The sequence below is a fragment of the Thermosporothrix hazakensis genome, assembly GCF_003253565.1.
In the GTDB taxonomy this organism is placed as follows: domain Bacteria; phylum Chloroflexota; class Ktedonobacteria; order Ktedonobacterales; family Ktedonobacteraceae; genus Thermosporothrix; species Thermosporothrix hazakensis.
Window position 1 is genome coordinate 1 of record NZ_QKUF01000043.1, and the last position, 22,653, is coordinate 22,653.

At 51.9% G+C, this 22,653-nt stretch carries 27 protein-coding genes; 14 read left to right on the forward strand and 13 right to left on the reverse strand.

The features are described from left to right. From tnpA to EI42_RS29180, 4 genes are all read right to left on the reverse strand, one after another. Window positions 1-312, reverse strand: a 312-nt coding sequence (gene tnpA, locus EI42_RS29165; protein ID WP_211326404.1) for an IS200/IS605 family transposase, incomplete at its 3' end; no start/stop codon positions are given. A 702-nt stretch (window positions 313-1,014) separates the two neighbouring features. Continuing rightward, window positions 1,015-2,319 (reverse strand): magnesium transporter, encoded by a 1,305-nt coding sequence (locus EI42_RS29170; protein WP_111326158.1) that lies wholly within the window; start codon window positions 2,317-2,319, stop codon window positions 1,015-1,017. A gap of 11 nt (window positions 2,320-2,330) precedes the next feature. Continuing rightward, window positions 2,331-4,007, reverse strand: a complete 1,677-nt coding sequence (pyrG, locus tag EI42_RS29175; protein ID WP_111326159.1) for a CTP synthase — start codon at window positions 4,005-4,007, stop codon at window positions 2,331-2,333. A 65-nt stretch (window positions 4,008-4,072) separates the two neighbouring features. After that, entirely contained in the window at window positions 4,073-4,720 is a 648-nt protein-coding gene (locus tag EI42_RS29180) for an MBL fold metallo-hydrolase (protein WP_111326160.1), read from the reverse strand. A 419-nt stretch (window positions 4,721-5,139) separates the two neighbouring features. Between EI42_RS29180 and secG the strand changes: the two genes are divergently transcribed. Then, complete coding sequence (gene secG / locus EI42_RS29185; protein ID WP_211326405.1) at window positions 5,140-5,379, forward strand: preprotein translocase subunit SecG; 240 nt, start codon at window positions 5,140-5,142, stop codon at window positions 5,377-5,379. Window positions 5,380-5,501: 122 nt separating this feature from the next. Next, window positions 5,502-6,287: an SGNH/GDSL hydrolase family protein gene (locus EI42_RS29190; protein WP_111326161.1), complete on the forward strand. Its 786-nt coding sequence runs from the start codon at window positions 5,502-5,504 to the stop codon at window positions 6,285-6,287. Here the strand turns inward: EI42_RS29190 and EI42_RS29195 are convergent. Next, window positions 6,197-7,471 (reverse strand): MFS transporter, encoded by a 1,275-nt coding sequence (locus tag EI42_RS29195; RefSeq protein ID WP_111326162.1) that lies wholly within the window; start codon window positions 7,469-7,471, stop codon window positions 6,197-6,199. The genes EI42_RS29190 and EI42_RS29195 overlap by 91 nt on opposite strands. A 279-nt stretch (window positions 7,472-7,750) precedes the next feature. On the opposite strand from EI42_RS29195, the gene EI42_RS32930 reads away from it, so the two are divergent. From EI42_RS32930 to EI42_RS29205, 3 genes are all read left to right on the forward strand, one after another. After that, window positions 7,751-7,888, forward strand: a complete 138-nt coding sequence (locus EI42_RS32930) for a hypothetical protein (protein ID WP_170143002.1) — start codon at window positions 7,751-7,753, stop codon at window positions 7,886-7,888. A 98-nt stretch (window positions 7,889-7,986) separates the two neighbouring features. Continuing rightward, window positions 7,987-8,232: a GNAT family N-acetyltransferase gene (locus tag EI42_RS29200; RefSeq protein WP_111326163.1), complete on the forward strand. Its 246-nt coding sequence runs from the start codon at window positions 7,987-7,989 to the stop codon at window positions 8,230-8,232. 180 nt (window positions 8,233-8,412) lie between these two features. Continuing rightward, the gene (locus EI42_RS29205) at window positions 8,413-8,832 is read left to right on the forward strand and encodes a hypothetical protein (protein WP_111326164.1); all 420 of its coding nucleotides are present in this window, start codon (window positions 8,413-8,415) and stop codon (window positions 8,830-8,832) included. A gap of 95 nt (window positions 8,833-8,927) precedes the next feature. Here EI42_RS29205 and EI42_RS29210 read toward each other — a convergent pair whose 3' ends face one another. Further along, a complete protein-coding gene (locus EI42_RS29210; RefSeq protein WP_111326165.1) occupies window positions 8,928-9,545 on the reverse strand; it encodes a TetR/AcrR family transcriptional regulator in 618 nt (205 codons plus the stop codon). 133 nt (window positions 9,546-9,678) lie between these two features. Continuing rightward, a complete protein-coding gene (locus EI42_RS29215) occupies window positions 9,679-10,149 on the reverse strand; it encodes a hypothetical protein (RefSeq protein WP_111326166.1) in 471 nt (156 codons plus the stop codon). A 667-nt stretch (window positions 10,150-10,816) separates the two neighbouring features. Here EI42_RS29215 and EI42_RS29220 point away from each other — a divergent pair. The 5 genes from EI42_RS29220 (at window position 10,817) to EI42_RS29235 (ending at window position 13,714) form a co-directional block, all read left to right on the forward strand. Then, entirely contained in the window at window positions 10,817-11,137 is a 321-nt protein-coding gene (locus EI42_RS29220; RefSeq protein WP_111326167.1) for a zinc-ribbon domain containing protein, read from the forward strand. A 5-nt stretch (window positions 11,138-11,142) separates the two neighbouring features. Beyond that, window positions 11,143-11,325 (forward strand): 30S ribosomal protein S21, encoded by a 183-nt coding sequence (rpsU, locus tag EI42_RS29225; RefSeq protein WP_111326168.1) that lies wholly within the window; start codon window positions 11,143-11,145, stop codon window positions 11,323-11,325. Window positions 11,326-11,518: 193 nt separating this feature from the next. Beyond that, on the forward strand, window positions 11,519-11,677 hold the full coding sequence (locus tag EI42_RS32935; RefSeq protein WP_170143003.1) for a hypothetical protein: 159 nt from the start codon (window positions 11,519-11,521) through the stop codon (window positions 11,675-11,677). A 324-nt stretch (window positions 11,678-12,001) separates the two neighbouring features. After that, the gene (locus tag EI42_RS29230; protein ID WP_146505451.1) at window positions 12,002-13,093 is read left to right on the forward strand and encodes a hypothetical protein; all 1,092 of its coding nucleotides are present in this window, start codon (window positions 12,002-12,004) and stop codon (window positions 13,091-13,093) included. Between the two features lie 45 nt (window positions 13,094-13,138). After that, window positions 13,139-13,714, forward strand: coding sequence for a beta-class carbonic anhydrase (locus EI42_RS29235; RefSeq protein ID WP_111326170.1), 576 nt, complete (start codon window positions 13,139-13,141; stop codon window positions 13,712-13,714). Window positions 13,715-13,788: 74 nt separating this feature from the next. Here EI42_RS29235 and EI42_RS29240 read toward each other — a convergent pair whose 3' ends face one another. Continuing rightward, a complete protein-coding gene (locus EI42_RS29240; RefSeq protein WP_111326171.1) occupies window positions 13,789-14,559 on the reverse strand; it encodes a phosphate signaling complex PhoU family protein in 771 nt (256 codons plus the stop codon). A gap of 303 nt (window positions 14,560-14,862) precedes the next feature. Here EI42_RS29240 and EI42_RS29245 point away from each other — a divergent pair, with 303 nt between their 5' ends. Further along, window positions 14,863-15,702: a PIG-L deacetylase family protein gene (locus tag EI42_RS29245; protein WP_111326172.1), complete on the forward strand. Its 840-nt coding sequence runs from the start codon at window positions 14,863-14,865 to the stop codon at window positions 15,700-15,702. A gap of 50 nt (window positions 15,703-15,752) precedes the next feature. On the opposite strand, the gene murJ is transcribed toward EI42_RS29245, so the two are convergent. The 5 genes from murJ to EI42_RS29270 form a co-directional block, all read right to left on the reverse strand. Then, window positions 15,753-17,525 carry a murein biosynthesis integral membrane protein MurJ gene (murJ, locus tag EI42_RS29250; protein ID WP_111326173.1) on the reverse strand — a complete coding sequence of 591 codons (1,773 nt, stop codon included), beginning with the start codon at window positions 17,523-17,525 and terminating at the stop codon, window positions 15,753-15,755. Between the two features lie 131 nt (window positions 17,526-17,656). Beyond that, entirely contained in the window at window positions 17,657-18,193 is a 537-nt protein-coding gene (rfaE2, locus tag EI42_RS29255) for a D-glycero-beta-D-manno-heptose 1-phosphate adenylyltransferase (RefSeq protein WP_211326406.1), read from the reverse strand. Between the two features lie 5 nt (window positions 18,194-18,198). Next, window positions 18,199-19,212, reverse strand: a complete 1,014-nt coding sequence (locus EI42_RS29260) for a bifunctional heptose 7-phosphate kinase/heptose 1-phosphate adenyltransferase (RefSeq protein ID WP_170143004.1) — start codon at window positions 19,210-19,212, stop codon at window positions 18,199-18,201. Further along, window positions 19,209-20,006 (reverse strand): WecB/TagA/CpsF family glycosyltransferase, encoded by a 798-nt coding sequence (locus EI42_RS29265; protein WP_211326407.1) that lies wholly within the window; start codon window positions 20,004-20,006, stop codon window positions 19,209-19,211. Before EI42_RS29265 ends, EI42_RS29260 begins: the two co-directional genes overlap by 4 nt. Window positions 20,007-20,012: 6 nt before the next feature. Continuing rightward, entirely contained in the window at window positions 20,013-20,303 is a 291-nt protein-coding gene (locus EI42_RS29270) for a DUF503 domain-containing protein (protein ID WP_111326176.1), read from the reverse strand. 187 nt (window positions 20,304-20,490) lie between these two features. Here EI42_RS29270 and upp point away from each other — a divergent pair, with 187 nt between their 5' ends. From upp to EI42_RS29285, 3 genes are all read left to right on the forward strand, one after another. Beyond that, complete coding sequence (gene upp / locus EI42_RS29275; protein WP_111326189.1) at window positions 20,491-21,159, forward strand: uracil phosphoribosyltransferase; 669 nt, start codon at window positions 20,491-20,493, stop codon at window positions 21,157-21,159. A 36-nt stretch (window positions 21,160-21,195) separates the two neighbouring features. Then, window positions 21,196-21,618: a hypothetical protein gene (locus EI42_RS29280; RefSeq protein ID WP_111326177.1), complete on the forward strand. Its 423-nt coding sequence runs from the start codon at window positions 21,196-21,198 to the stop codon at window positions 21,616-21,618. A gap of 180 nt (window positions 21,619-21,798) precedes the next feature. Continuing rightward, window positions 21,799-22,614, forward strand: coding sequence for a M55 family metallopeptidase (locus tag EI42_RS29285; protein ID WP_111326178.1), 816 nt, complete (start codon window positions 21,799-21,801; stop codon window positions 22,612-22,614). Window positions 22,615-22,653 lie beyond the last annotated feature (39 nt).

The window sequence follows — 22,653 nt, forward strand, 5'->3', positions numbered from 1 at the left end:
GGTCCAGAGCGTTGGGAGCTTCCTCTCCAATACTGGAAACTCCTGACGCAGGAGACGAGATGAACGCCCTTTGAGGAGTCGCACAAGCTTATGAATACCAAATTGTGGATCACATTCGATAAGCAAATGGACATGATCAGGCATGATCTCCATGCTGAGGAGATCAAACTGGTGCTCCTGACACACCTCTTCAATAATTTGTTTGAGTCGTGTATCTATTGGTTCCACAAGGACTTTCCGTCTGTACTTGGGGCACCAGACCACATGATATTTGCAAGAATAGAGCACATTCTTGTTTGATTTGTAACTCATCCTACTCATGGGAGCAGTATACAGCATGAGGCTACCTATTGTCAATATCTTGAGCTATCTAGTGTTGCGACTTTGTCGCAATCCTCCTACGCGGCCCTTCCACAATCACCCCATAAGGAACGCCCCTTATATCCCCATAGCTAAAGCTAGGGGGTTTACGGGGCGCTTTGCTAACGCTGAAAAAAGACTCCCGGATGCAGACTACATCCGGGAGGGAATGCGTGAGGATACGAAGCAGCCATCTTCAGGACGGATAACACACTGCCACTGACACGGGCTCTCTCCCTGAAAGAGGGTGAAGCCTGTGTTCCTTGCTTCTTGCTGCCAGTCAATCACCTCCGCCAGAAGGAGGGGGCTTGTGTCTGAACTTCACCGCACCTCAGAGTACCATTGCAGGCGCTCTGCTTTGGCTTCCTTGTTCGACACATCAGGGACAAGTGACACCTGCCCCGTTCTCGTCCGGCAGGACCGGGCGAGAAGCATTCTTCGTTCAACGTGTGTGGCAGTTCACTGCGCGGCCCGCTCTCGCTCCATACCAGGGAGCGTATCATCCGATGAAGAGCGTGTCAATCATGCTGAAACAAGTGTCCTGTTTGAGAGGGAGACGCAGCAGTTCTCGCTTTGGCACGCTTGAGCAGCCGCCATTCCTCTCCCGCCTGAAGACGGGAGCTTCCTGGGCCGCTCCCGGGAAGCTGCTGCCCATCAGTACATTTTTGGTGGTCTCCGTCGTTTGTTGGGAGGAAGCAGCACATCAAGCGCGTCGTCAACCGTGACAATACCCTCAAGGATACCCTGCTCATTGACCACTGGAACGGCCAGCAGGTTATACTTGGCGATAGTCTCGGCAACTTCCTGCGCCTCTGTTTCAGGTGAGACCGTAATCAGGTCGGTGTGCATAAGCTGTTGAAGCTCCTGTGTCGGAGCGGCATCGATCAGCTTCCAGATATCGATCACACCTACAAGATGTGTCTCTTCCTCTTCACTCTCTTCAGCCAGACAGTAGACATATGGACTATGGATATCATACTGATGCAGGTTCGTACGGATAGCCTGGAGCGCATCCGCGACGGTGTGTGTCTGCTTGAGCGCGACATAGTCGGTCGTCATCAGGCCGCCAGCTGTATTGGCTGCATATTCCAGGAGCTCCTGAACCTCTTCTGAGTCTTCTGGCTTCATCAGATGAAGCAGTTCTTGCGCTCGTTCCTCAGGTATCTGCGCCAGAAGATCCGCGACCTCATCTGGTCCCATCGCCTGCAGAATCTCCGCTGCGCGGTGCTCGTCCAGATTTTCCAGAATAGCCTGTTGTCGTTCGGTGTCGATCTCTTCCATAGTATCAGCGGCGGTCTCATTATCGAGTTTCTCAATAATGCGTGCCCCCTGACCGGGTGAGAGCTGATGAACGATTTCAGCGATGTCTGCCGGATGGAGTTCGGCCAGATGCCCGCTTAATCCCGGGTGGGTGGGTGGAGTTGGCTCTAACGAGGTCTCCTCGATATCCTGATTGCCGGGCCGCTGGAGCCCGATAATCTCAATCTGGTTCCAGGGAATAAATTGGGTAGGGGTACTCTGGCTTTTAGAGCCGAGGAGCCAGCCGGGAACCAGTCGCCGGACCAGTCCGAAGGTGCTGGCATCGATACCGAGGATCTGCCAATCACTGTCAAAAACGACGTCGTTGACGCGTACGGCTTTCTTGCGTTTGATGTCGATAACCTGCTTGTCGAAGACTTCCTGAGCCAGGGAGATTTCATCCTGTGATGAGGTGGTAGCGTCTTCTCGCTGTTCAAGCGGGAGAGCCAGGCGAAGTTCTCCCGCCTGATCCCATTCAAGGGTTGTGGGAAGAACTCGCCATTGTTGTTCGTTATCATCCTCTAGCACCAGGGCACTCGGGTATGACGCCTGATTATGCCCTATCTGTGCTATCGGGACAAGGACATCAATAATTCTGCCCGCTCGTGTATCCTGGGCTGTTTCAACTGTTTTACCGAGCAACTGGCTCAAGTACAACATGATAGGTAGAATTACCTTTCAACACGGGAGTCGGGCAAGACCTCGCGGACATCGAGCGAGGTTTCGCTTTCGGTTCCCAGTGTCCTTTGCTGTACAGACTGCTTACAAGCGCCAACAAAATCACGAAAGAGTGGATGTGGCCGTGTCGGGCGGCTCTTGAATTCCGGGTGGAACTGTGAGGCAACATACCACGGATGGTCTTTTACCTCAATGATCTCGACCAGACTGTTATCAGCAGAGCGACCGCTGACAATCAGACCATTCGCCTCCATCCGTTTGCGATACTCGTTGTTGAACTCATAGCGATGACGATGACGCTCGAATACGATGGGCTCGTTGTAGGCCTTGTAGGCTTTGGTATCTTTGGTCAGGCAGCAGACCCAGTTCCCAAGACGCATCGTGCCACCTTTATCGGCAACCTGGCGCTGAGTGAGCATGAGGTCAATCACCGGGTGCGGGCTCTGAGGATCAAATTCGGAGCTATTTGCATCCTGCAAGCCAAGCACATTGCGTGCAAATTCAATTACCGCAACCTGCATACCCAGGCAGAGACCCAGATAAGGGATCTTGTTGCGACGGGCGAAGCTGGCTGCTTTGATCTTGCCTTCAATACCGCGATGTCCAAAGCCGCCGGGAACAATGATACCTGCCACATCTTCCAGCACCTCGGCCTCGTTCATCTTCTCCAGCGCTTCCGAGTTAATCCATTTGATACGTACATCGACGTCATGATGCCAGCCCGCATGATGTAGCGCCTCCGCGACCGACATATATGCATCGTGCAGCTCAACATATTTTCCAACGAGACCAATAGTCAGTTCGGGACGTGGGCTCTTGATCCTGGCGACCAGATCACGCCACTCCTGCATATCGGGCTCCTGTAGCTTTAGACCAAGCTCCTGAACGATATACTCGCCCAGCCCGGCTTCTTCCAGCGTGAGAGGCACTTCGTAGATGGTCTCGGCGGTTTCCATTGGAATGACCGCGCGGGTCTCGACGTTACAGAAGAGGGCAATCTTCTCGCGGATTTCGTCGCTGACCGGATAATCTGAGCGGCAGAGAATGACATCTGGCTGAATGCCGACGCGCAACAGCTCTTTCACACTATGCTGGGTCGGTTTTGTTTTTAATTCTTTTGATGCGCCAATATAGGGTAGGAGTGTAACATGTAAATAGAGAACATCGCGCCGCCCTACATCAGTGCGCATCTGGCGGATAGCTTCAAGGAACGGTTCCCCTTCAATATCACCGACGGTACCGCCAACCTCAACAATGACAACATCGGCATCGGAGCGGCGGGCTACAGCGTGAATACGCTCTTTGATTTCGTTGGTGATGTGGGGGATAACCTGAATGGTGCCGCCGAGATATTCTCCGCGTCGCTCTTTGGCGATGACCGAAGCATAGACCTGGCCCGTGGTAATATTGTTGGCCTGATACACTGGCTCATCAGTAAAGCGCTCATAGTGCCCAAGATCAAGGTCTGTCTCAGCCCCGTCATCGGTAACAAAGACTTCTCCATGTTGATATGGTGACATCGTGCCGGGATCGACGTTGATGTAGGGGTCCAGCTTCATGAGCGAGACGGAGACTCCGCGATTTTTGAGGAGACGCCCGATGGAGGCGACACTGATACCCTTACCGACTGAAGATGCCACCCCTCCCGTCACAAAGATAAACTTTGACATACTAAAAAAACCTCCTTAATTCGGAGCCTTGCCGTTCAACTGTTTATGAAAAGATTCTACGATGACTACGTATGTGAGGTAAGTATCACAACCTGGGTCTCTGTTGGGAGTGTATTTGGTGTAACTACAAGCTTTGGCTGTGGGGTGATGGTTTCAATCCCCATTTCTTTACAGAACGTTTCGAGAACCCCCTGAGATTCTCCAGAGGTGTAGTGCATCGGTACCACAATACGAGGTTCAATCTGACTGATGACTTCCGCTGCTTGAGCGGCATTAATGACGTGCTCACCGCCAACAGGCAGCAAAAGGACATCTGCGTCTGCAACCGCTTCGAGTTGCGTTTCCTGTAATGTATGCCCTAGATCTCCCAGGTGGCAGATAACCAGATCATCCATATGGATGACGTAGATAGTGTTGCGCCCGAACTTCTTTCCGTACTCTTTATCATGGAAAGACGCAACACCGGTAATGAGAACATCACTGATCTCATACTCTCCGGGGCCACGCACAATATAAGGGGTACCGCCTACTGCGCTCACGTTGTTGTGTCCGGGATGATTGTGACTGACGGTGACAATGCGGGCGTTTATCTGACTCAGCCGGGGCTGCTCCCCTTCTGAGGACCCTTGCAGTGGAGTGTATGGATCGGTTACGAGTGTAACTTGTTTGCCACGTATTTGAAAACAGGAGTGGCCCAGCCAAGTAATTTCCATAGTTGTGTTTTTCGCTTTTCTACATAAGTTCGGGCGGGGACCCTGTTGTCCTCGCCCGGTGTGTATTGTACCATAAGGACATGTCTGCTACAAGGGTATAGCCCGTTTGACCGATATCCCGTAACCCCCGCTTTTAGCGAGCCGACCCCTTCTCTCTGCTAATAACACTTCTGAATAAACAGGGCCGCGAGGGTGCCTGCTTTTGCTGATCCCTGCGCAAAAGGCGAGCTGCTACCGCTGCTATGCTCTCCCCTGCGCTGCAATTCGACTCTGAATGCACCGACTCGACGAGAACAGTGAACTATGGTATAATCTCCCAGAATTGGAGTACTGTAAGCTGAGCGGCTGTGCAGGAGTCCAATGTGTTTTCTGCTGTTTGTAGGATGGCTGGCCTTTCAGCCTGAAAGTGAGGATCAAAGTTGCCACAGCAATGGCTTCCAGCGATCTATGGTATTCAGATTATCCTGAGTATTGCTACGATGCTTTTTATTTTGATGCAGGCGCGTGGTGCTGGTCTCGGTAGCGCGTTTGGCGGTAGCAGTGCAGGATCAGTCTTTAAGACACGCCGTGGTGTTGAGCGTCTTGTCTTTAACATCACGATTGTCTGTGTTGTGCTCTTTGCAGGGCTGGCACTTCTCACCGCGGGCCTCGTTCGATAATGCATACGATGTCGGGAGAGGCCACAAAGCAATCAAGCGGCCTCTCTATGCGGTGAGAGGCCAGCCTTTTCTTCGGTGGTTGAAAAAAGAGCGTCCTGAATTCAGCGAGAAACTGTTTTCTCATGAAATGGCTCAAATACCTTTTCCTCCTATCCCTTATAACGCTTGTGCTTACCGGTTGCGCGGGCTCAATCCTGCAATCGGGTAGCCCCACACAGAAGCCTTCACCCAGAGAGAATATCTACGTTGCTATTGGTGCCTCTGATACGGTCGGTGTTGGCACTGAGCACCCTGAAACAGAGAGCTGGCCCGCACGTCTGGTTGAGCTCCTTGACCATAAGACCCGGCTGGTCAATCTGGGCTTCTCCGGTATTACCATGCATGAGGCTCTGGCTTCTGAATTGCCTCCGGCATTGGAAGTGCATCCCCGGCTGGTGACGATCTGGCTGGCGGTCAACGATCTGGCAGAGCATGTGTCAGCAATCAGCTATGCACACGATCTCGAAACCATGATAACCAGTCTGAAGCAGGCCGAGCCGCAGATAACCATTGCGGTTGCCAATGTGCCCGATTTGACGCTGTTGCCACGCTTTCGGACAACCGATCGTAAGGCATTAATGCAGCAGATCAGCGCGTACAACAGCGCCATCAAGGCGATTACCACCCGGCAACAGGTGATTCTGGTCGACCTCTATCAGCGCTGGTCAGAGATCAAACAGCATCCAGAGTATATCAGCGCGGATGGTTTCCATCCCAGCGCTGCGGGCTATAAGCGCCTTGCCCGGATCTTTTATCAGACCTTGCAGGAAAAGCGTGTTCAGGGTAGGGAATCAAACGACTGGCGCTGGACAGAGAGTGCGACTGTGACCAGTATCAGGAAGGCAAGCAGTGTCCAGACCGCAAGGTGAATAAAGGCGATCATTGGTGAAAAGAAGGTCCAGAGCAGGCCAACCATGATCCCCGCAATCGCACTTCCACAGGCCTGAAAAACCGGCAACAGTCGGAGCGCGGACAGACGTAGTTCGGCGGGTGAAAGTGCCACTATCGCGGCTTTCTGACAGGCCTGAATACAGCCGTTGCCCATCCCGGCCAGTGTGAAACAGAGCATCAACCAGGCTGGATGCGCGAGCGAGAAGGCGAAGCCCAGGTAAGAAAGCAGGTAGAGCAGCAGGCCAAGTGAGAGCAGCGTGACTGGGCCCCAGCGTTCGCTGAGCCATGCAGAGAAGAAGCCGTTAATCGAGGTAACCATGTTAAAGACGGCGTAAAGCAGCAGCGAAACCAGCACAATCGTGGTACTGCTAAGTTGTTCAGGTAACATCTGGATCGTGCGTAGAAGCAGCAGCGTCGTAGTGACCTGACAGACAGAGAAGAGCCCCAGAGCCGCAAGGACCAGACCCACACTGCGTTGTAACAGCGAGAGCGCCTGAAGCGAGGTCGGAGGCTGTTCACGTATCGTTGAGCGGCGGCGTAAGAAGAAGGTAAGCAACTGAAAGCCAAGCGCCAGCCCGCCCAGTAAGAGCGAGATCACAAATGCAGCTCCCGACTGAAGCCAGAATACCAGAGCCAGTGCCAGGAGCGGAGCGGCGATATTCCCCATATGCTCCAGAAGCCGAACCAGCCCATACGTTCGCCTGAACGTAAACGAGGGGCCCAGATCAGCCAGAAATGCCTTGAATGCCGGCGTATACAGGCCCCGGCTGGTGGCTGCTGAGATGCGAAACAGGGCGAGTTGAGCTGTGGTGGTGGCAAGGCCAAGCAAGGAATAACAGCAGGTCGTGGCACAGTGGCCTAGCAGAATGGTGAGGAGACGACGCCGGGGAGTGGTTGCCAGATGGGTTCCAAGCATTGAGGCAAAGATGGCGAGTGCTATTGCCCCCCCTTCTATGATGGTGACCAGGAGAATAGGCGTTTTGAATTGGATGAAGAGCGCCGCCAGCAGCGATAACGGAAGTTCATATCCCAGTGTTGTCAGGAAACTCCCGATGCCCACTCCATATTCACCGGGTGAAAGGAGGTAGGGAGACGGACGCGGTGAGGATGCTCGTAGTTCAACAGGTGCCGGGCACGAATCTTGAATCGAGTCTGTAGACATACAATACCTCCAACCCTTCCAGCATCACATAACTATTTGACACAATATGAATACTAAGTGTATTGTAGCACAATGTCAATCATTGTATAGTGATATCCGTATGGATATACAGAAAATTCCCTGTTATTCAGGTTGTAGACATATGCTTGCACCGTTTTGAGAATGCCATGAGTAGCCAAAAAGGATCAGTCCTTCATGTGTAATGCACCTTTTTTCCTCCTTTTTCCTATTGTATGGATGTGGAGCGTCGTATGAATCGATGAAAAAGGAGGATCTGCAATGTCTATATCCGATCAACGTTGGCCCATTGAGGGGCAACCGACCCTGTTTCTGCACACCTGGACGGAAGCAGACTTCTCCGCGGTTCAGCGTCTCTCTGTACAACAGGGATGGCTGACTTCCGCTTGCGGCCCATAGAGGCGCTGCAGGTCTGGAAAACTCTTCTATCGCGCTGGTCACGGTCGACAGTCAGCCTGAACAGATCGTTGGCTTTGTGCGCGGGATCAACTGACGGGATGATTACGATGTTTATAGCGGAACTGCTGGTTGATGCCCGCTATCGTGGCAGAAAAGTGGGCAAGACACTACTACAGGCCTGCCAGGACCTGTATCCACGCACGCGCCTTGATTTGATCTCTACTGATGAGGCAACGGCTTTCTATGCATGGGGGGCTTTCGTCTTACTGGTGAGGGAAGGAGCAAAAGCTACGTATAACAGAGATGGGATATTTGCTGAAGAAGAGGTAGTAGTGCAATACTGATTGTCCACAGTAGAGAGGTGGCCCATTCGTCCTGGTAGGCCACGCTCAAGGGGAGAATGGGAATAGGAGGAATGGCTATTCCAGTAACAAACAGGGACATATTGCGTTTTATGTAGTGATTGTTGTTTTGTAGGAAACGCTACATACCACCATTTTTGTAGAGAGTGTTGAAGCTGTAGAATGTTTACTGAAAAACCTGCTTTATTCATAGAAAAGCAGGCTCTTTCAATGGTGAAAGCGATGTATCTAACACAAGAGCTTGGTGAGATCGTGCAGCAGTATGGGCGCTTTCAGCTGCGGGAAGTTCTGGTGTGCAAGGGAGAGCGGGTATTGCGGTCAGCATTATTGCAACTTTCACTGGTTCTGGCTTCAGGCGAAGAACTGGTCATAGCCTATCTGACCTCCCGTGGAGGAAGGCCCGATGATGTGATAGAGCGTGTACAATCCTGGTTGGTTGGTCAGCAACGCCAGATAGAAGAAGCAAAACTGTGGTTGACAGAAATGGATGATAGAGAAACAATAGAAAGGTTTACTATGCTTTTGGAGCAGTGGGAACCATGTTATACCGAAGTATCCCGGGCTCTGGAGGAGCTTTCATAGATCGGGGGGCGTTTTCATAAGAGAGTACAGCCAATGCAAAGGGCAGAACTATTTCTTCTAACCATGATTGGTGTATAGGGAACCGCATTCCTTCCTTATGCATCAATTTTTTTGTCCTGTTTGAGGACGCCTTGCAGAAACATCTGTTCCAATTGGTCAAGAAAAGCAGCATCTAAAGGGGCTTCCAGTACCAGCATCCGCACATAGAGGGCGCCGGTCATCGCCGTAATGAAAGCGCCTGGATCAGTGTCCGGTCTGACCTCGTTCCGCTCAATCGCACGTTGCACGAGCGTGCCCAGATGGCTGAAGCGCGTCTGCCAGTAGAGCTGGCGGGCCTCGGAGTCGGTGCGGTTCATGGTTGAAAACATCGAGCGCGTCAGCAGGAGGCCGTCAGGAGATTCCAGAAAAGAGGCGCTTTGCTGTAGCAGTGCATGAAGATCAGAGCGAAAACTACCCGTGTCCGGAAGCGGAATGGTGTCGTTCATTCGGGCAAGAACTGTCTCAACGACGAGGCCTTCGCGGCTTTTCCAGCGCCGATAAATCGTTGATTCAGGGATGCCAACCCTGGCGGCAATTTCGGCGACGTTCAGCCCTTCTATGCCCCGATCTTTTAACATCTGCATGGTTGCCTCCATCACGGCAGCACGAATGCGGGCGCTGCGGCCACCCGGGCGGCGTCTGGGAGAAGTGGGTTTCTGCTCGGGGTCAGTCATGTGCTTCCTTCTGTCTGTGAGAGTGGTTGGCGTTCTCTCTTCCTATGAGCGGAAAAGGGAGGTTGCCTGTATCAGTGTATCACATCGTCTCTGGAGAAGAAACGACGGGAAGGCTCTGCCTTCCCGTACAGGGTTATTGCAGGATTTTCCTGAATTCGTCGGTTGATCTGGAGTTTTGCCGATGATCGGGCTTCGGTGCATAAGGATGTGAGCCGGGCTGCTTGAGTTGGGCAGGGCGATGTTTCTGCGCCAGCTTCTGGTAGCGCAGGGGATCGGCTGCCAGCAACTTATAGTCGTTTCTGATGTCGCCAGTATATTCAAGGACATTATGATCATAGCGCACATCGCCTTTGAGCACAAAGCGAGCTTTCAACGTTTTGGGGTTATAGCGTACGCGCAGAACGTCCCCAACGCGTGGACGTAAGGCGACAGCATTGAAGTATCCCCGAATGGTTGTGCGAAAAGGCGCTCGATTATCTGGCCTGACCTCTATCAAAAACTCATAGTGAAATTTGTGGTCGCGGATACGGTTGCCTCGAATCTCAGCGGAAAGGACAGTTGCCAGAGCCTGTTCACTGAATCTCGATGTAAAAAGATCAAACATGGTAGCAAGTCCCCGTTTACACAGTGATCCACTTCTTTCATGACACTCTTTACATGGTATAGGATTGAGAGTAGATGCGTGTCGACCAAGAAGAACGGATAAGCCAGCTGAAAGGTAAACAGAATAGATTGAATAGAAACGTTCTAGTATTTTCTCGTGAAGAGAAAGAGGAGATGGGGGAATCCCCTTCTACCGCCCCTATTATACCATATGGTTGAGTCCAAGAAGAGGATATTTTTGTTGAGTTTGGGAGACAAAAAAGAGAGTTGTTGTGCCAAAAGGCAGATAAAAGACGTTTTTGCAATCATAGCGGGAAAAGTGAGAGTACGGGGAAAGATTAGATTCTAATTAGAAAAATGTAAGTAGGCAAAAAGAAGACTAGTGTTGGTTAGTATTCTGTGGTATACTGAGCTGACCTGTAAGGTGCAGAGTTGCTCTGAATAGTTCTATGGTTTGTCCAGAACATGCGAGACAGTGCCAAAACCAGCGGGTTATCAGGCTAAGAGAACTGTCGCGACAGCGCACAGGTGTCAGGAAGGTTAGAAAGATCACTGAGGCCAAGAAACGGATGAGCCACAATCTATTAGTGACGAGAAGCTCGCAATGCAGGTAAGTAGTTCAAAGTTAACCGAAACAATCAGTTCAGTCAGAAAAGAGAGTTGTTGACATGATGTATACTGACCGGACCCTGTATTGTCGCGATTGCAATCAGGAGTTTGTCTTTACCGCTGGTGAACAAGAGTTTTTTGCAAGCAAGGGCTTGACCAACGATCCTTCACGTTGTCCTTCCTGCCGCGCTGCACGCCGTCAGAATGCCGGTGGTCGTGGTGCTGGAAGAGAGCGCTCCGGTGGCCGTCAGATGTATACCGTTATCTGCGCTAGCTGTGGCAATGAGGCACAGGTTCCGTTCCAGCCTCGCGATGATCGTCCCGTTTATTGCAATGACTGTTACCAGTCACAGGGTGCGTCCCGTAGATCGCGTTGGTAGTCGCTATGGGACATATTGTCGTACATGAGGGTGATTCTTTCGAGTTTGCATTGAAGCGATTTAACCGCAAGGTGCAGCAAGCGGGGATTCTCTCGGAAGCACGCCGACGCCGATTCTATGAAAGTCCTCAGGCCCGTCGTAAGCGCAAGGCTGAAGCCCAGCGTCGTAGACAGCGTCGCGGACGCTAATCCTGGAGTCGCAGAAAAAGGACAACTGACCATCGCTCCGATGGCAGTTGTTTTTTTTGGCCTTTTTCAGGGGGAAATATAGTACTGGTAGGTATTTTTCTGGCATTGCATTGACTTCCAGTTTGCTCAGGTGTATCGTATAGATAGAATTAAAAATATATATCAAGAAAAGCTATTTTGTGAGGTGTGTAAAATGTCTGTATTGCGAAAACTGCATGAGGTGAAAATCATCTCTGTTCGGAAAGATGACCAAACGCTCTTCGCTCTCCCTCTCTGGGTGGGCCTGCTTGGAATTGGCCTGCTTATCCTCTTGCTCTGTGGCAGACGCAACAAACAAGCAGAGGCCGTATAACGACTCCGTCAATGTGGTATGCAGGCAGGGAACGATGATCTTTCCCTGTCTTCTTTTATTTTGGTTATTGGATGTAGAAACGGAGTAAGAGGAAAAGGGGCAGAGGAGGCGAGAGAAAGTGTATTCTGGCGGCCTGATGACAGATTTGTGAGTGAAAAAGTCTCGGCCTTATCATTTATAATGATAGGGGAAGGTGTGAGGTGTGGAGGAAGCGTTTGTTCAGTCAACGGATTGTGAACGATCTTTGCTGCCAGACGTGTTTTTTTACTGTCGCGAAGAGCCTTCTTGAACGTATCATTTGCTATGGAGATGGGAGTCTGGTTTATGGCTCGGCGTTCTTACACACAACCTGCCAGAAGAAGCGTAGCTTCTATTGTTCAATTTCATCGCTGGAAATCATTACTGATTATCGTCCCTTTAATCGTGCTTCTGATTCCAACCTACCGATATCTGGTTGATGGATTTAACTTTGCGGTCAATGCGGGAAGTAATGTATTTCCGGCACTTTCAAATTTCTTTTATGTCATGGGTGATCCAAAGAAGGATGATACTGCGGAAACAAAACCCCGCCCACCTTTTCCGTACCCGGCTGTTCTGCCTGTTGCCGGGACTATTACCTATACTGTGGCGGAAGGTGATTCCTGTAACAGTGTGCTGACCTATCAGATGAATATGAATCAGGCGGGAACGATCTTCAGTGATAGCAAGCCGGAGACTGTTGCTATCTTGAATAAAGCGATAGGGCAGGACTGCCATAAGCTGCAACCGGGCATGAAATTGCGGCTCGCTCCTCAATATCCGTTGGTGGCGCTTGGAGGCGTTGTGAAGAAAGTGGAGCTCGCGGCAACGCCGCAGGAGAAAGCAGTTCCTACTCCTACCCCGCTTATCACAATCCCGAAAGGCGCGACAGCTTCAGATGATGAGGAAGAGAAGAAGCCGGATTGTGCCGAGGGCTGTAAGCTGACGGTACAGGTGGGAAAACAGTCTCAGGATACAGTGACCGTGTTCGTGTATAGCTCGTTGACCGTTGAGGAAGGTGCATGGGTCTGGGTACAGGGCCAGTTTGTGCGTCAGACTGTGAAGAATTTTCCCAATTACCCATACGCACAACCGGGAGTAACAGCCCGGAACTATCTCTTACAGGCCTGTTATTTTCAGGTCGACGATCAGCTTGATCCCGATGTTCGGCGCTGTCGCAGTCTGGAACCGAATACCATTGAAGATGATGGTGGCTCCTGGTTGCTGGCGGTTGGCGGTGCGGGCGGACTGAATCACTGGAAGTATCCGGTCAAGGTTCCTGATAATACACCGGTGCTCCTCTGGTTAAGTAGTACAGATGATGGTAAGCTAGAATATAAGCCTGGAAATCCGATCTATCGTTATGAGGATAACGGGCAGTATGTTCCTTTCAAATAACAGGCGTGGTCAAAGCGCTAATATCTCAAGGAAGAAGAGCAGTGAATGATGTTAGATGAGATTTTGCAGCATAACCAACAGTTTGTAAAAAATCAGAGGCCGCCACAGATTGCGTCGGCCCCGAGGAAGCATACCGCGATTGTTACCTGCATGGATTGTCGTCTCGTGCGCATGTTTGAGGACGCGCTAGGCCTGGAACGCGGTGACGTTCTGGAACTGCGAACAGCAGGAGCAACGATTTCTGAGCCTGAGCGCGAGCATCAGCAGAATGACCTGATTCGCTCGATTGCTGGAGGTGTCTATCTGTTGGGTGTGCGTGAAGTGCTGGTGATTGGTCATACCGAGTGCGGCTTGACAAAGATCAATCCAATCTCGCTCTCTGCTTCAATGCAAGCTCTGGGGGTGGACCCGCAGCGCTTGATTGAGCAAGAAGGACTGGGGAGCATCGAAAAGCTGATGCAGTGGATGGGCGCGTTCCATGATGTCCACCTGAATGTGCAGGAGGTCGTCGAGGTGATTCGCAAGAGTCCCTATCTGCCGCGCATCCCGGTCCACGGCCTGGTGATTGATATCAATACCGGTGAATTAACCGTTGTAGATCGCGATACAAGAGCCGCTTAAAATACTCCTTTCCTTCTCCGGGTATCCGCTTTGACGCTCTGCGCATACCCGGGGAAGGATGTGCCTTCGCTGCTTTACTGCTCACTGGTCGGGCGATTGTAGGCCTCACCTTCAATAATAAAGAGCAGACGTTCACAGATATTCGAGCAATGATCGCCTACGCGCTCTAGTTTATGTGCAATCCAGAGCAAGTATGTCAGCCGTTGCAGGATCAGTGAATCACTTTGAAGGGCTGGAATGGCACGAGCGCCGGATAGCATTGCCATTAAATCATGTCGCACCAGATGGTAACGGACGTCGACCACATCGTCCTCTTCCCAGATATAGCGTGCGGCATGAGCATCGCGATCTTTAAACGCTTTCATTGTGCCCTGAAGCACCCGGCGCGCCTCTTTACCAAGATCCTGTAAGCCATCCATTATGGATTGCTCTGTGATCTCACCGTGGTTTGCTCCGGGTTCGGTTTTGGCGGCTTTATCAACGGTTACATGTGGCATCGTTTCGCCGCGCAAGGGGGCCATACGCAGGACATTTTGCGCTATGCCGGCTGCGCCATCGCCCGTGCGTTCAAGGTCACCGGCAATGGAGAGTGTTGAGGCCAGAAAGCGCAGGTCACGCCCTCCAAGCGGCTGCTGGAGCGTGAGGAGGCGCACTGTATGTTCCTCAATTGCGGCGCGTAGACTATCGATAAGATTATCATTTTCGATGACCAGGCTGCATTTTGCCAGATCACCGGTTGCTAGCGCTTCAAGCGCCTGCCCCAATGCGTCATCTACCATCTGCCCCAGACGCAGGATCTGCTCATCTAAGAGCTTGAGTTCTTTGTCAAGCGTTGCTCGTGTCATGCAGCGATCTCCTTTGAAATGAGTCCCTCCAATGAAGGAGTACATTCCGTGATTTTCCGGCGTCAACATCGTATCCTCAGAGGAGACGGACGATCCACCAAAGATACTGTAACATATTTTGCATAGAAAATATAGTGAAATATACTAGAAAAACTTTCTATTCCTGAGGGAATAGCGTAGCAGTCATAGAGAGAGTAACAACCAGAGGGCCCGTCCTCTATTGCAGATTTTGGGTGGATACGCTACATTAGCAATAGGTTCCACCTGAGTAACCGACTACAAAGCACACAAAGGAAAAGAGCTATGTCAGCGAAGCGACTACTCGGCGTGTTTGCGCACCCCGATGATGAAGGGATGATTGGTGGAGCATTGTTACACTATGCACATGAGGGTGTTGAAACGGGGTTGGCATACGCTACAAGAGGCGAGGTAGGAGAGGTTGCAGATCCCTTGCTGACCGCGCCGGCAAATATGGGTGAGATACGAGAACAGGAAATGCGTGAGGCTGCTGAGATGCTCAATGTGAAGCATCTCTGGTTCTTAGGCTTCAGAGATTCCGGGATGGCCGGTGTTGAGGCAAACCATCATCCCCTGGCGCTGCTGAATGCCCGGCGAGCAGATGTGATTGGACGCCTGGTGAAAGTCATCAGAGAGTTTCAACCGCAGGTGCTTATTACCTTCGATGAGACAGGGTGGTATGGTAGCCCGGATCATATTTTGATGTATCGGTATGCGACCAGCGCGTTTCATGCAGCCGCAGATGGTGCTCTCTATCCTGAACTGGGTCCTGCGCACGCGGTCTCAAAGCTCTATTATTGTGCCTTTGCTCGGCGCCAGATTCGGATGATTGAAGATTGGTTGGAAGGGCAGGACTTTGAGGGCGCGTTTAAGGGCCTTGATCCCTCAAAGTTAGGAATGACCGATGAACAGATCAGCGTGGTGCTTGATGTAGAGCAATGGAGCGATCGCAAGGAGTGGGCAATGTCTCGTCATCGAACACTGGTCAATCCGAGTAGCCCGTTTGCCCAGATCCCGCCAGAGCTACAACGGCGCTGGCGCGCGACCGAATATTATCAGCTCGCGACATCGCGTGTCGGTGATGATGTGGTTGGTGAAAATGACCTCTTTGCCCGAGTCCCCTGAGAAATGAGAAGGCGAAGAAGCTGACCTTCCCCGCCTTCTTTTTTCGATTCCTAGGCTTTTTTCTTGCCCAGTTTTGCCAGCAGGACACCTTTGACCATACTGATCTCTTCCACTTTCAACAGCGAAGCAACCACAAAGTAGAGCGCCGCCCCCAGACCACCGCACACCGCGAGCTTGATAACGTTGCCAATGAATTTGTTCACTGGCAAGGGCACAATGGAAATACCTTGCAGGAGCCCCCAGACCGCCGCCGCCATAATCAGGGTGGCAACAAGAATCTTGAGCACTGACGGAATCATGGTGCGCAGATGCAGTTCGCCAATCGCGAGACGCAGCCAGATCAACAGGATGATCGCGTGCAGCGAGTTCTGAACGCTGTTCGCGAAAGCCAGCGCGGGCATGCCCCATGTATGGGAAAAGGGAAGCGCTATGAGAAGGTACCCCAGAACGCTGATGAACGAGACAATCACCGGGATAACCGTATTTTTCCGCGCATAAAAGGCGGAAATCGCGAGCTGATCAATGGCGATAAAGGGAAGCTGGAAAGAGTAGTATTGGAGCGCCAGCGCACCATTGAGGGCGTCTTCAGCTTTAAAGCCGCCATGTTCAAAGAGGGCGCTCATAATGGGATACTGGAGCAGCAGCAGTCCCGCCATTGCCGGAACCATCAGCAGCAATCCCAGGCGGAAACCAAGCCGCAACATTTCTTTGAAGCGTTCTAGATTTCCCTCACGGGCAAACTCGTTCAGAAAGGGGAGCACAGCCGCCCCGAGTGCAGTTCCAACTAACCCCTGTGGAAACTGAATCAATGTCGTTGCAAAGGTCATTGCACTGATATTGGCTTCACCGCAGGCGCTTGTATTATTAAGCACCGCGGCACAGGGTGCATCCGAGGCAAGGTGTGTATCCAGAAAGGTGACCGCGATGCTGACGATAAAGCTGACCGCGATCGGTGCATAGAGCTTCAGGATGCGTCGAATCGCCGGGTGACTTAGATCCAGCACGAACATATAGCCCAGACGATGCCGTCGAAGTGCGGGAATCAGAATTGCAACCTCACCCATTGTGCCCAGAATGGTGCCAAGCGGTAGCGCGTAGAGGCCGATAAAATGCGCTCCGAGTAGCGTCGTTCCTGCCACACCGATCATGATACCAATATGGTAGCTTGCCTGAGCCAGCGGTGGGAAGCCGAATTCTTTCAGGGCGTAGAGAGCTGCCGAAAGCACATAGTAAGGACCAAGAAAGAGCAGTGAACAGAAGATAATGCGTCCAAATTGTAAGGTGAGTGGCTTGTTTGTCGCATCAAAGCCAGAAACCAGAAAGCTATCAAAGAAGACTGGAGCCAGAAAATAAAATGCCACCGTTGAGATAATCGTGATGAGCAGAATCAGATTGACGACAGTATAGACAATCCGGCGCATCTCGGTGCGCTTCTCATCTGCCGCATAATCATTAAAGGTAGGAACCAGAGCTCCGGTGACTGCTCCCGTCACCAGCAGGTCGATAAAGCGCTGTGCAGGGCTAAGGGCTGCGCTAAAGGCTGCTGCAAGGACCGGGCCAAGCGAGGCCACCGTTGATTGACGGACCATGCCAACCAGGCTGCTGACCAAATTCCCCAGCCCTACAAGCGAAGCGGACTTCATCAGGCCGCCGCGTGGAGCCGCTTGTTCAGCGTCCTGTGTAGCTGTCGCGACAGTGGGGGTTGGCTCAGCTTCGGGGGCAATGGTATCAGTAGAAGAGGATGGAACCGTTATCAAAGTTTGCTCTTCAGATGATTGCGATATGTCTTGTTCTTTTTTTGTTACCTTATTTTCTTTTGCCATCAATAATGGTGCTCCTTACCGGATATCAAAAAACCAAGAGGGCAGGCGGAGGTTTCTCTATTTGTGTGAATTCTACAGAAAGAACGAAGGGGGAAAGCATTTTCCCCCTGCTATAGCACAAAGATCCTGTTTCAGGAACGTGACGGGAGGCGTTGGATTCTGGCAATAAGCTCAGTTGTGGAGTGATTCGGAATATAGGCAAGTAAACGTACACTTCCACCATATGCCTGGACGACGGCTGCTTCGGGTAAACGTTTTGGATCGGGCAGGCTGTTCTGTACGCTGGCATAGTCCGCGCCTTTCACGTAGATGGAGGGACGGAGCGTATTCACCAGCTCCTCGGCGGTTGGCTCATCAAAGATAGTGATATAATCGACCATCTGAAGCGCCGCCAGAATCTCGGCGCGTTCCTCCTGTGGCACAAGCGGGCGTTCTTCTCCCTTAAGGCGACGCACGCTGGCATCCGCGTTCAGGCCGATAATCAAGAAATCTCCGAGGTCACGCGCCTCCTGCAAATAGCGTACATGGCCCAGATGTAACAAATCAAAGCAGCCGTTCGTGAATACAGCTTGCTCTCCTGCGGCCTGGCGTTGGCGTACGATGTCTGCAAGCGTGGCACGCGCGAGTATCTTTTGTTGGATTGAAAGCTGCATATTTCTATTTTTCATACTTTTCATCGTAGAATGCTCATCAGTTCCTCTTGAGTATTGCTGGCGCAGCCAAGCCGACGCACCACCAGTGACGCGGCAGCATTTGCCAGATAGGCGGCATCAGCCTTATTGGCTCCGGCGGCCAGAGCCAGCGTAAAAGTAGCGGCAACAGTGTCGCCGGCGCCGTTGGTATCAACGATCTCGCTGGCATGCGGTAACGGGTAAACCGGCAGGTGCAACGGCTCTTGCCCCTCTTCAAACAGGCTCATCCCCTCACTACCACGCGTAATCAAGACGCTGTTGGCCTTGCTTCCCTTCAAAAGCTTTTCCCCCGCAGTATGCAGATCGTCCAGCGTTTTGATTTTCATGCCAAGCGTCAGTTCGGCTTCTGGCTGATTTGGTGTGAGTGCGGTTACGCCCTGAAAACGGAACAGGGAACCATGTGAGTCAACCACGACAACCTTGTTCTGTTCCCGAGCCAGCGGGATGCAGGTGTTGATAATATCCGGACTGATGACCCCGTTTTCATAATCAGAAAGGACAATAGCATCAATTTCGGGCAAGAGATCGCGAATATAATCGATGATCGGGCCTTTACAGCCATCGTTAATCTCCGATGTATCGACGCGATCAACGCGCACAATGTGCTGCCGGACCACCTGTGAGCTTCCGGCCATAATGCGGGTCTTGGTTGAGGTGGGGCGCGAGCGATCAGTAATCAGCCCATCCTGATGCATGCCAAGCTCCCGAATGGCGGCGCGAAGCTTTTCGCCGGTCGCATCATCGCCGACCACGCCTGCAAGATAGACCTCAGCTTCCAGCGTGCGGGCATTGACTGCCACATTGGCGGCGCCACCGGGAATCAGGCGTTCCTCGAAAAGCTCCAGTATCAGCACGGGAGCCTCCCGAGCGATGCGGGTCGGGTTGCCAATCAAGTATTCATCGGCTACCATATCCCCTATGACCAGTACCCGCTTTCCCTTAAATGCCTGTATGATAGACCTCAAATAGGAGGTGTTTCCAACCTGCGCTGTCATTGTTTTTTCTTCTTCTTCTGTTCCTTCAAGAAAATCAGTACCATAAAGCGCGGAATAGCCAGCATCCGCCAGATGCGCCAGGGCTGACGGTAGAGTCGGTAGAGCCATTCCAGTCCGAGACGCTGCATCAGTTTGGGGGCTCGAGGCGTGCGTCCAGAAAGAAAGTCGTACGCACCACCGACGCCCATCGCAACCGCAACGGGCAGGCGCGAGAGATTGCGGCTAATCCAGAGCTCCTGTGCGGGGGCGCCATAAGCGACACAGAGTATGTCGGCCTTTGCCTCACGGATACGAGCAAGAATGTCCTCTTCTTCAGCCGGGGCGGGAGAGCCCGCGTAGGTACCGGCAATGATCAGCCCCGGATGTTTCTGTTGCAGAATGCGGGCCGTCGCTTCGGCAACACCTGGTGCGGCTCCAAGCAGATAGAGCCGATAGCCTTTTTCGGCACAGAGTGGAGCCAATGCCGCCAGTGTATCAGTCCCTGTGACGCGTTCCGGTGCTGGCTCCCCTTTATACCGCGTGCCCCAGACAACGCCCATGCCATCGGGGACAACCAGCGTCGCCTGATTGATGCATTGGCGGAATAACGGATTCCGCTGAGCTGTAATGATAAACTCTGTATTAACAGTGACGATTTGTCGACAGGGTATATCAGTAGTATTACGATGAAGGGCTACAATTTGGTCAATCCTGGAAAGTGTTTCAGCTTGTGAGAGGAGATCAACCCGTACGCCCAGGAGTGTTGTAGAGGGGGGCGACGGGTGCGATGGTATATCTATCATAGGTGTTGACATAGCATTTTACCAGTGCATGATTTCAGTCTCAAAGTTTGAAATTTCGATATCAGGGCGCGTTTCTTCAATGTAATTTCGGACATGTTCAAGAATCTCGGCGGCGTGTCGACTGTCGTTGCTGACACAGCTAACGCCAAGTTCTGCGAGTTGCCAGCGGTCCTGTTCCGCAACTTCCGCGATCGCAACGGAAAACTGGTTGCGTATCCTTGTGACCACTGATTGGACGATCTGCCGCTTGTCTTTGAGTGTCTGCGATGCAGGCAGAAAAAGCGTGATAGAACATACTCCTATTACCATGCATGTAGTATAACATACCCTCCGAGCGCTGTAACGAGGGACAACCCGTAATGGTTGGGTGTGAACTGAATTGATACTCGACGACGAAAGACAACTTTGCTACAATTCCGAGAGAAGTTGCCATAAGGCAAAGGAGCAAGTAGAGATGATCGATACAAATACCCAGGAAAAGAGGCAGAAGCTTCCTATGCAAGGGGTGCCGCAGCCAACACGAGAGGAAGTATTAAAGCTTCCGCGTGTGCATATCTCCACTCATCCTGTGATGGCCCATAAGATGACGGCACTGCGGAATAAACATACCTCATCGGCGGAGTTCTATCAACTCGTCAAAGAGGTTGGAGCACTGCTTGCATACGAGGCAACGGCCCATCTCGCGTTAGAACCGTGGGAAATTGATACGCCGCTAGAACGTACGACCGGCTATCGACTGGCGGGCGGGATTGGCATTACTCCCATTCTCAGGGCTGGCCTGGGATTGGCGGAAGGCTTCCGTGAGGTAATTCCGGATGCTCAGGTGTGGCACCTCGGTTTGAAGCGTGATGAACGCACACTTCAGGCGATGGAGTATTACAACCAGTTGCCACACAAAGTTGATCTTCAGATCTGTTATGCGGTTGATCCAATGCTTGCAACAGGTGGCTCAGCAATCGATGCTGTCAATATTCTGAAACGCAAGGGGATCAAGCGCATTTCTTATGTTGGGATCATTGCAGCGCCCTATGGTCTGCTCAAACTCTCTCAGGCGCATCCAGATATCGACATTTACATCGCTGTGCTTGATGAGAAACTCAATGATTATGGCTATATTGTCCCTGGTCTTGGCGATGCGGGAGACCGCCAGTTTGGCACATTCTAAGTCAGCCAGATCATTCGGGAAAAGGGATTTTAAAGAGTGTCGGATGCATTCGATGATATTCAAGTAGAAGAATATTCTTCGGCTCGTGAAGAGCAGACAGTCCGTGAAGGGGAAGAGGAGCCGGGAACCGAGGCCAAAGAGGCTGAACAACAGGTGCCCGAGGCACACGGTGGGCCTCTGGGATGCTGTATGGGCGTCGTTATTGGCATGATGGGTATGCTGATGATTACGGTCGGGCTTTCACTGTTCATCTTTCAGCGCTCTATCCTTGGCGGGTGGGCTCTGCCTATCTCGCTGACAGGCGCGGTCATCTGCGGGGTGATTGGCTGGTGGGTCGGGAAAAAGGTGTATCGTGAATATGAGCTCAGCCCACGACAGCGTGAACGGCTTGCTCGCCTCGAAAAGGAGTATGCAGAGAAGCAGGCACGCAGAGAGAGAAAGCGCGGACAGACGGTATAGTGTTTCTTTTTGGCTGCACGCTTGTGCACTCAATTTGACCCTCTTTCAGGACGGGAAAAAACGCTTGAGAGCGGCAAAGGACTGGACGGAAGGGGCGTATCTGAGTGTACAATAAAAAGACATATCAACTTTCTCTGTTTCAAGAAGGGATTCTGAAACTGGAGTGAAAGCGAGGAGAGAATGCGTGTAGTTATTTTCTGTGATATGGAAGGAATCTCCTGTATTGAAAACTGGGAACAGGTGACAGGGGGAACCGCTCTGTATGAAGAAGGAAGAAAACTCTATACCGATGAAATGAATGCAGCGGTGCGCGGTGCGCGTGCTGCCGGGGCAAATGAGGTCATCGTTGTCGACTGTCATGGCGCCGGAGGCGCATATAATTTCAGAAGCTTTTTAACGGATCGCCTGGAATCGGGGGCTCAGTATGTTTTCGGGTATCCGTGGGCGCGCTATATCGAAGCTTTTGAACAGGGATGTGACGCCATTCTCTTTGTCGGTGCGCATGCGATGGCCGGGACACCCGATGGTGTACTGTGCCATACGGTCTCAACCGAGTCGTGGCACAATGCCTGGATCAATGATATTCCGGTTGGTGAGAGCGGCATTCTGGCGGCTATTGCGGGCTGTTGGGATGTGCCGGTTGCGTTTGCCTCGGGTGATGAGGCAACCTGCCGTGAGGTTCATACTTTGCTCGGGAAAGAGGTCGTCACGGCTGCTGTGAAAAAAGGGCTGGGGCGTTTCACTGCTCGTAGCCTGGCTCCGAAAGATGCCTGTGCTCTGATCGAGATGCGTGTTGCACAGGCGTTAAGCCAGAAGAACTGGCCCAAACCATTGAAATTTGAAGGCCCCGTCACCTTCAAGGTCGAGCTAGCAACCCCGGATCGCGTCAGCGACTTTATCGGGCGTAAGGGCGTGCAGTTTGATGGTTCACGTATTGTCTATTCAACGGCAAATACGTTCTGGGAAGCATGGGACCAGTTCTGGTACCGACACTAAGCAATCTCTAGCACGAAAAAGAAGGGAGCACCTGTTTCA

Excerpts from the sequence above, each read along its gene's own strand:
- EI42_RS29265 (WP_211326407.1), bottom strand. The coding sequence starts at position 20,006 with ATGTCAACACCTATGATAGATATACCATCGCACCCGTCGCCCCCCTCT.
- EI42_RS29200 (WP_111326163.1), top strand. The coding sequence starts at position 7,987 with ATGATTACGATGTTTATAGCGGAACTGCTGGTTGATGCCCGCTATCGT.
- upp (WP_111326189.1), top strand. The coding sequence starts at position 20,491 with ATGCAAGGGGTGCCGCAGCCAACACGAGAGGAAGTATTAAAGCTTCCG.
- rfaE2 (WP_211326406.1), bottom strand. The coding sequence starts at position 18,193 with ATGAAAAATAGAAATATGCAGCTTTCAATCCAACAAAAGATACTCGCG.
- EI42_RS29240 (WP_111326171.1), bottom strand. The coding sequence starts at position 14,559 with ATGACACGAGCAACGCTTGACAAAGAACTCAAGCTCTTAGATGAGCAG.
- EI42_RS29285 (WP_111326178.1), top strand. The coding sequence starts at position 21,799 with ATGCGTGTAGTTATTTTCTGTGATATGGAAGGAATCTCCTGTATTGAA.
- EI42_RS29230 (WP_146505451.1), top strand. The coding sequence starts at position 12,002 with ATGGCTCGGCGTTCTTACACACAACCTGCCAGAAGAAGCGTAGCTTCT.
- EI42_RS29180 (WP_111326160.1), bottom strand. The coding sequence starts at position 4,720 with ATGGAAATTACTTGGCTGGGCCACTCCTGTTTTCAAATACGTGGCAAA.
- EI42_RS29195 (WP_111326162.1), bottom strand. The coding sequence starts at position 7,471 with ATGTCTACAGACTCGATTCAAGATTCGTGCCCGGCACCTGTTGAACTA.
- EI42_RS29260 (WP_170143004.1), bottom strand. The coding sequence starts at position 19,212 with ATGACAGCGCAGGTTGGAAACACCTCCTATTTGAGGTCTATCATACAG.
- EI42_RS29235 (WP_111326170.1), top strand. The coding sequence starts at position 13,139 with ATGATGTTAGATGAGATTTTGCAGCATAACCAACAGTTTGTAAAAAAT.
- rpsU (WP_111326168.1), top strand. The coding sequence starts at position 11,143 with ATGGGACATATTGTCGTACATGAGGGTGATTCTTTCGAGTTTGCATTG.
- EI42_RS29210 (WP_111326165.1), bottom strand. The coding sequence starts at position 9,545 with ATGACTGACCCCGAGCAGAAACCCACTTCTCCCAGACGCCGCCCGGGT.
- EI42_RS29205 (WP_111326164.1), top strand. The coding sequence starts at position 8,413 with ATGTTTACTGAAAAACCTGCTTTATTCATAGAAAAGCAGGCTCTTTCA.
- EI42_RS32935 (WP_170143003.1), top strand. The coding sequence starts at position 11,519 with ATGTCTGTATTGCGAAAACTGCATGAGGTGAAAATCATCTCTGTTCGG.
- murJ (WP_111326173.1), bottom strand. The coding sequence starts at position 17,525 with ATGGCAAAAGAAAATAAGGTAACAAAAAAAGAACAAGACATATCGCAA.
- EI42_RS32930 (WP_170143002.1), top strand. The coding sequence starts at position 7,751 with ATGTCTATATCCGATCAACGTTGGCCCATTGAGGGGCAACCGACCCTG.
- EI42_RS29245 (WP_111326172.1), top strand. The coding sequence starts at position 14,863 with ATGTCAGCGAAGCGACTACTCGGCGTGTTTGCGCACCCCGATGATGAA.
- pyrG (WP_111326159.1), bottom strand. The coding sequence starts at position 4,007 with ATGTCAAAGTTTATCTTTGTGACGGGAGGGGTGGCATCTTCAGTCGGT.
- EI42_RS29270 (WP_111326176.1), bottom strand. The coding sequence starts at position 20,303 with ATGGTAATAGGAGTATGTTCTATCACGCTTTTTCTGCCTGCATCGCAG.
- EI42_RS29170 (WP_111326158.1), bottom strand. The coding sequence starts at position 2,319 with ATGTTGTACTTGAGCCAGTTGCTCGGTAAAACAGTTGAAACAGCCCAG.
- EI42_RS29220 (WP_111326167.1), top strand. The coding sequence starts at position 10,817 with ATGATGTATACTGACCGGACCCTGTATTGTCGCGATTGCAATCAGGAG.
- EI42_RS29190 (WP_111326161.1), top strand. The coding sequence starts at position 5,502 with ATGAAATGGCTCAAATACCTTTTCCTCCTATCCCTTATAACGCTTGTG.
- EI42_RS29215 (WP_111326166.1), bottom strand. The coding sequence starts at position 10,149 with ATGTTTGATCTTTTTACATCGAGATTCAGTGAACAGGCTCTGGCAACT.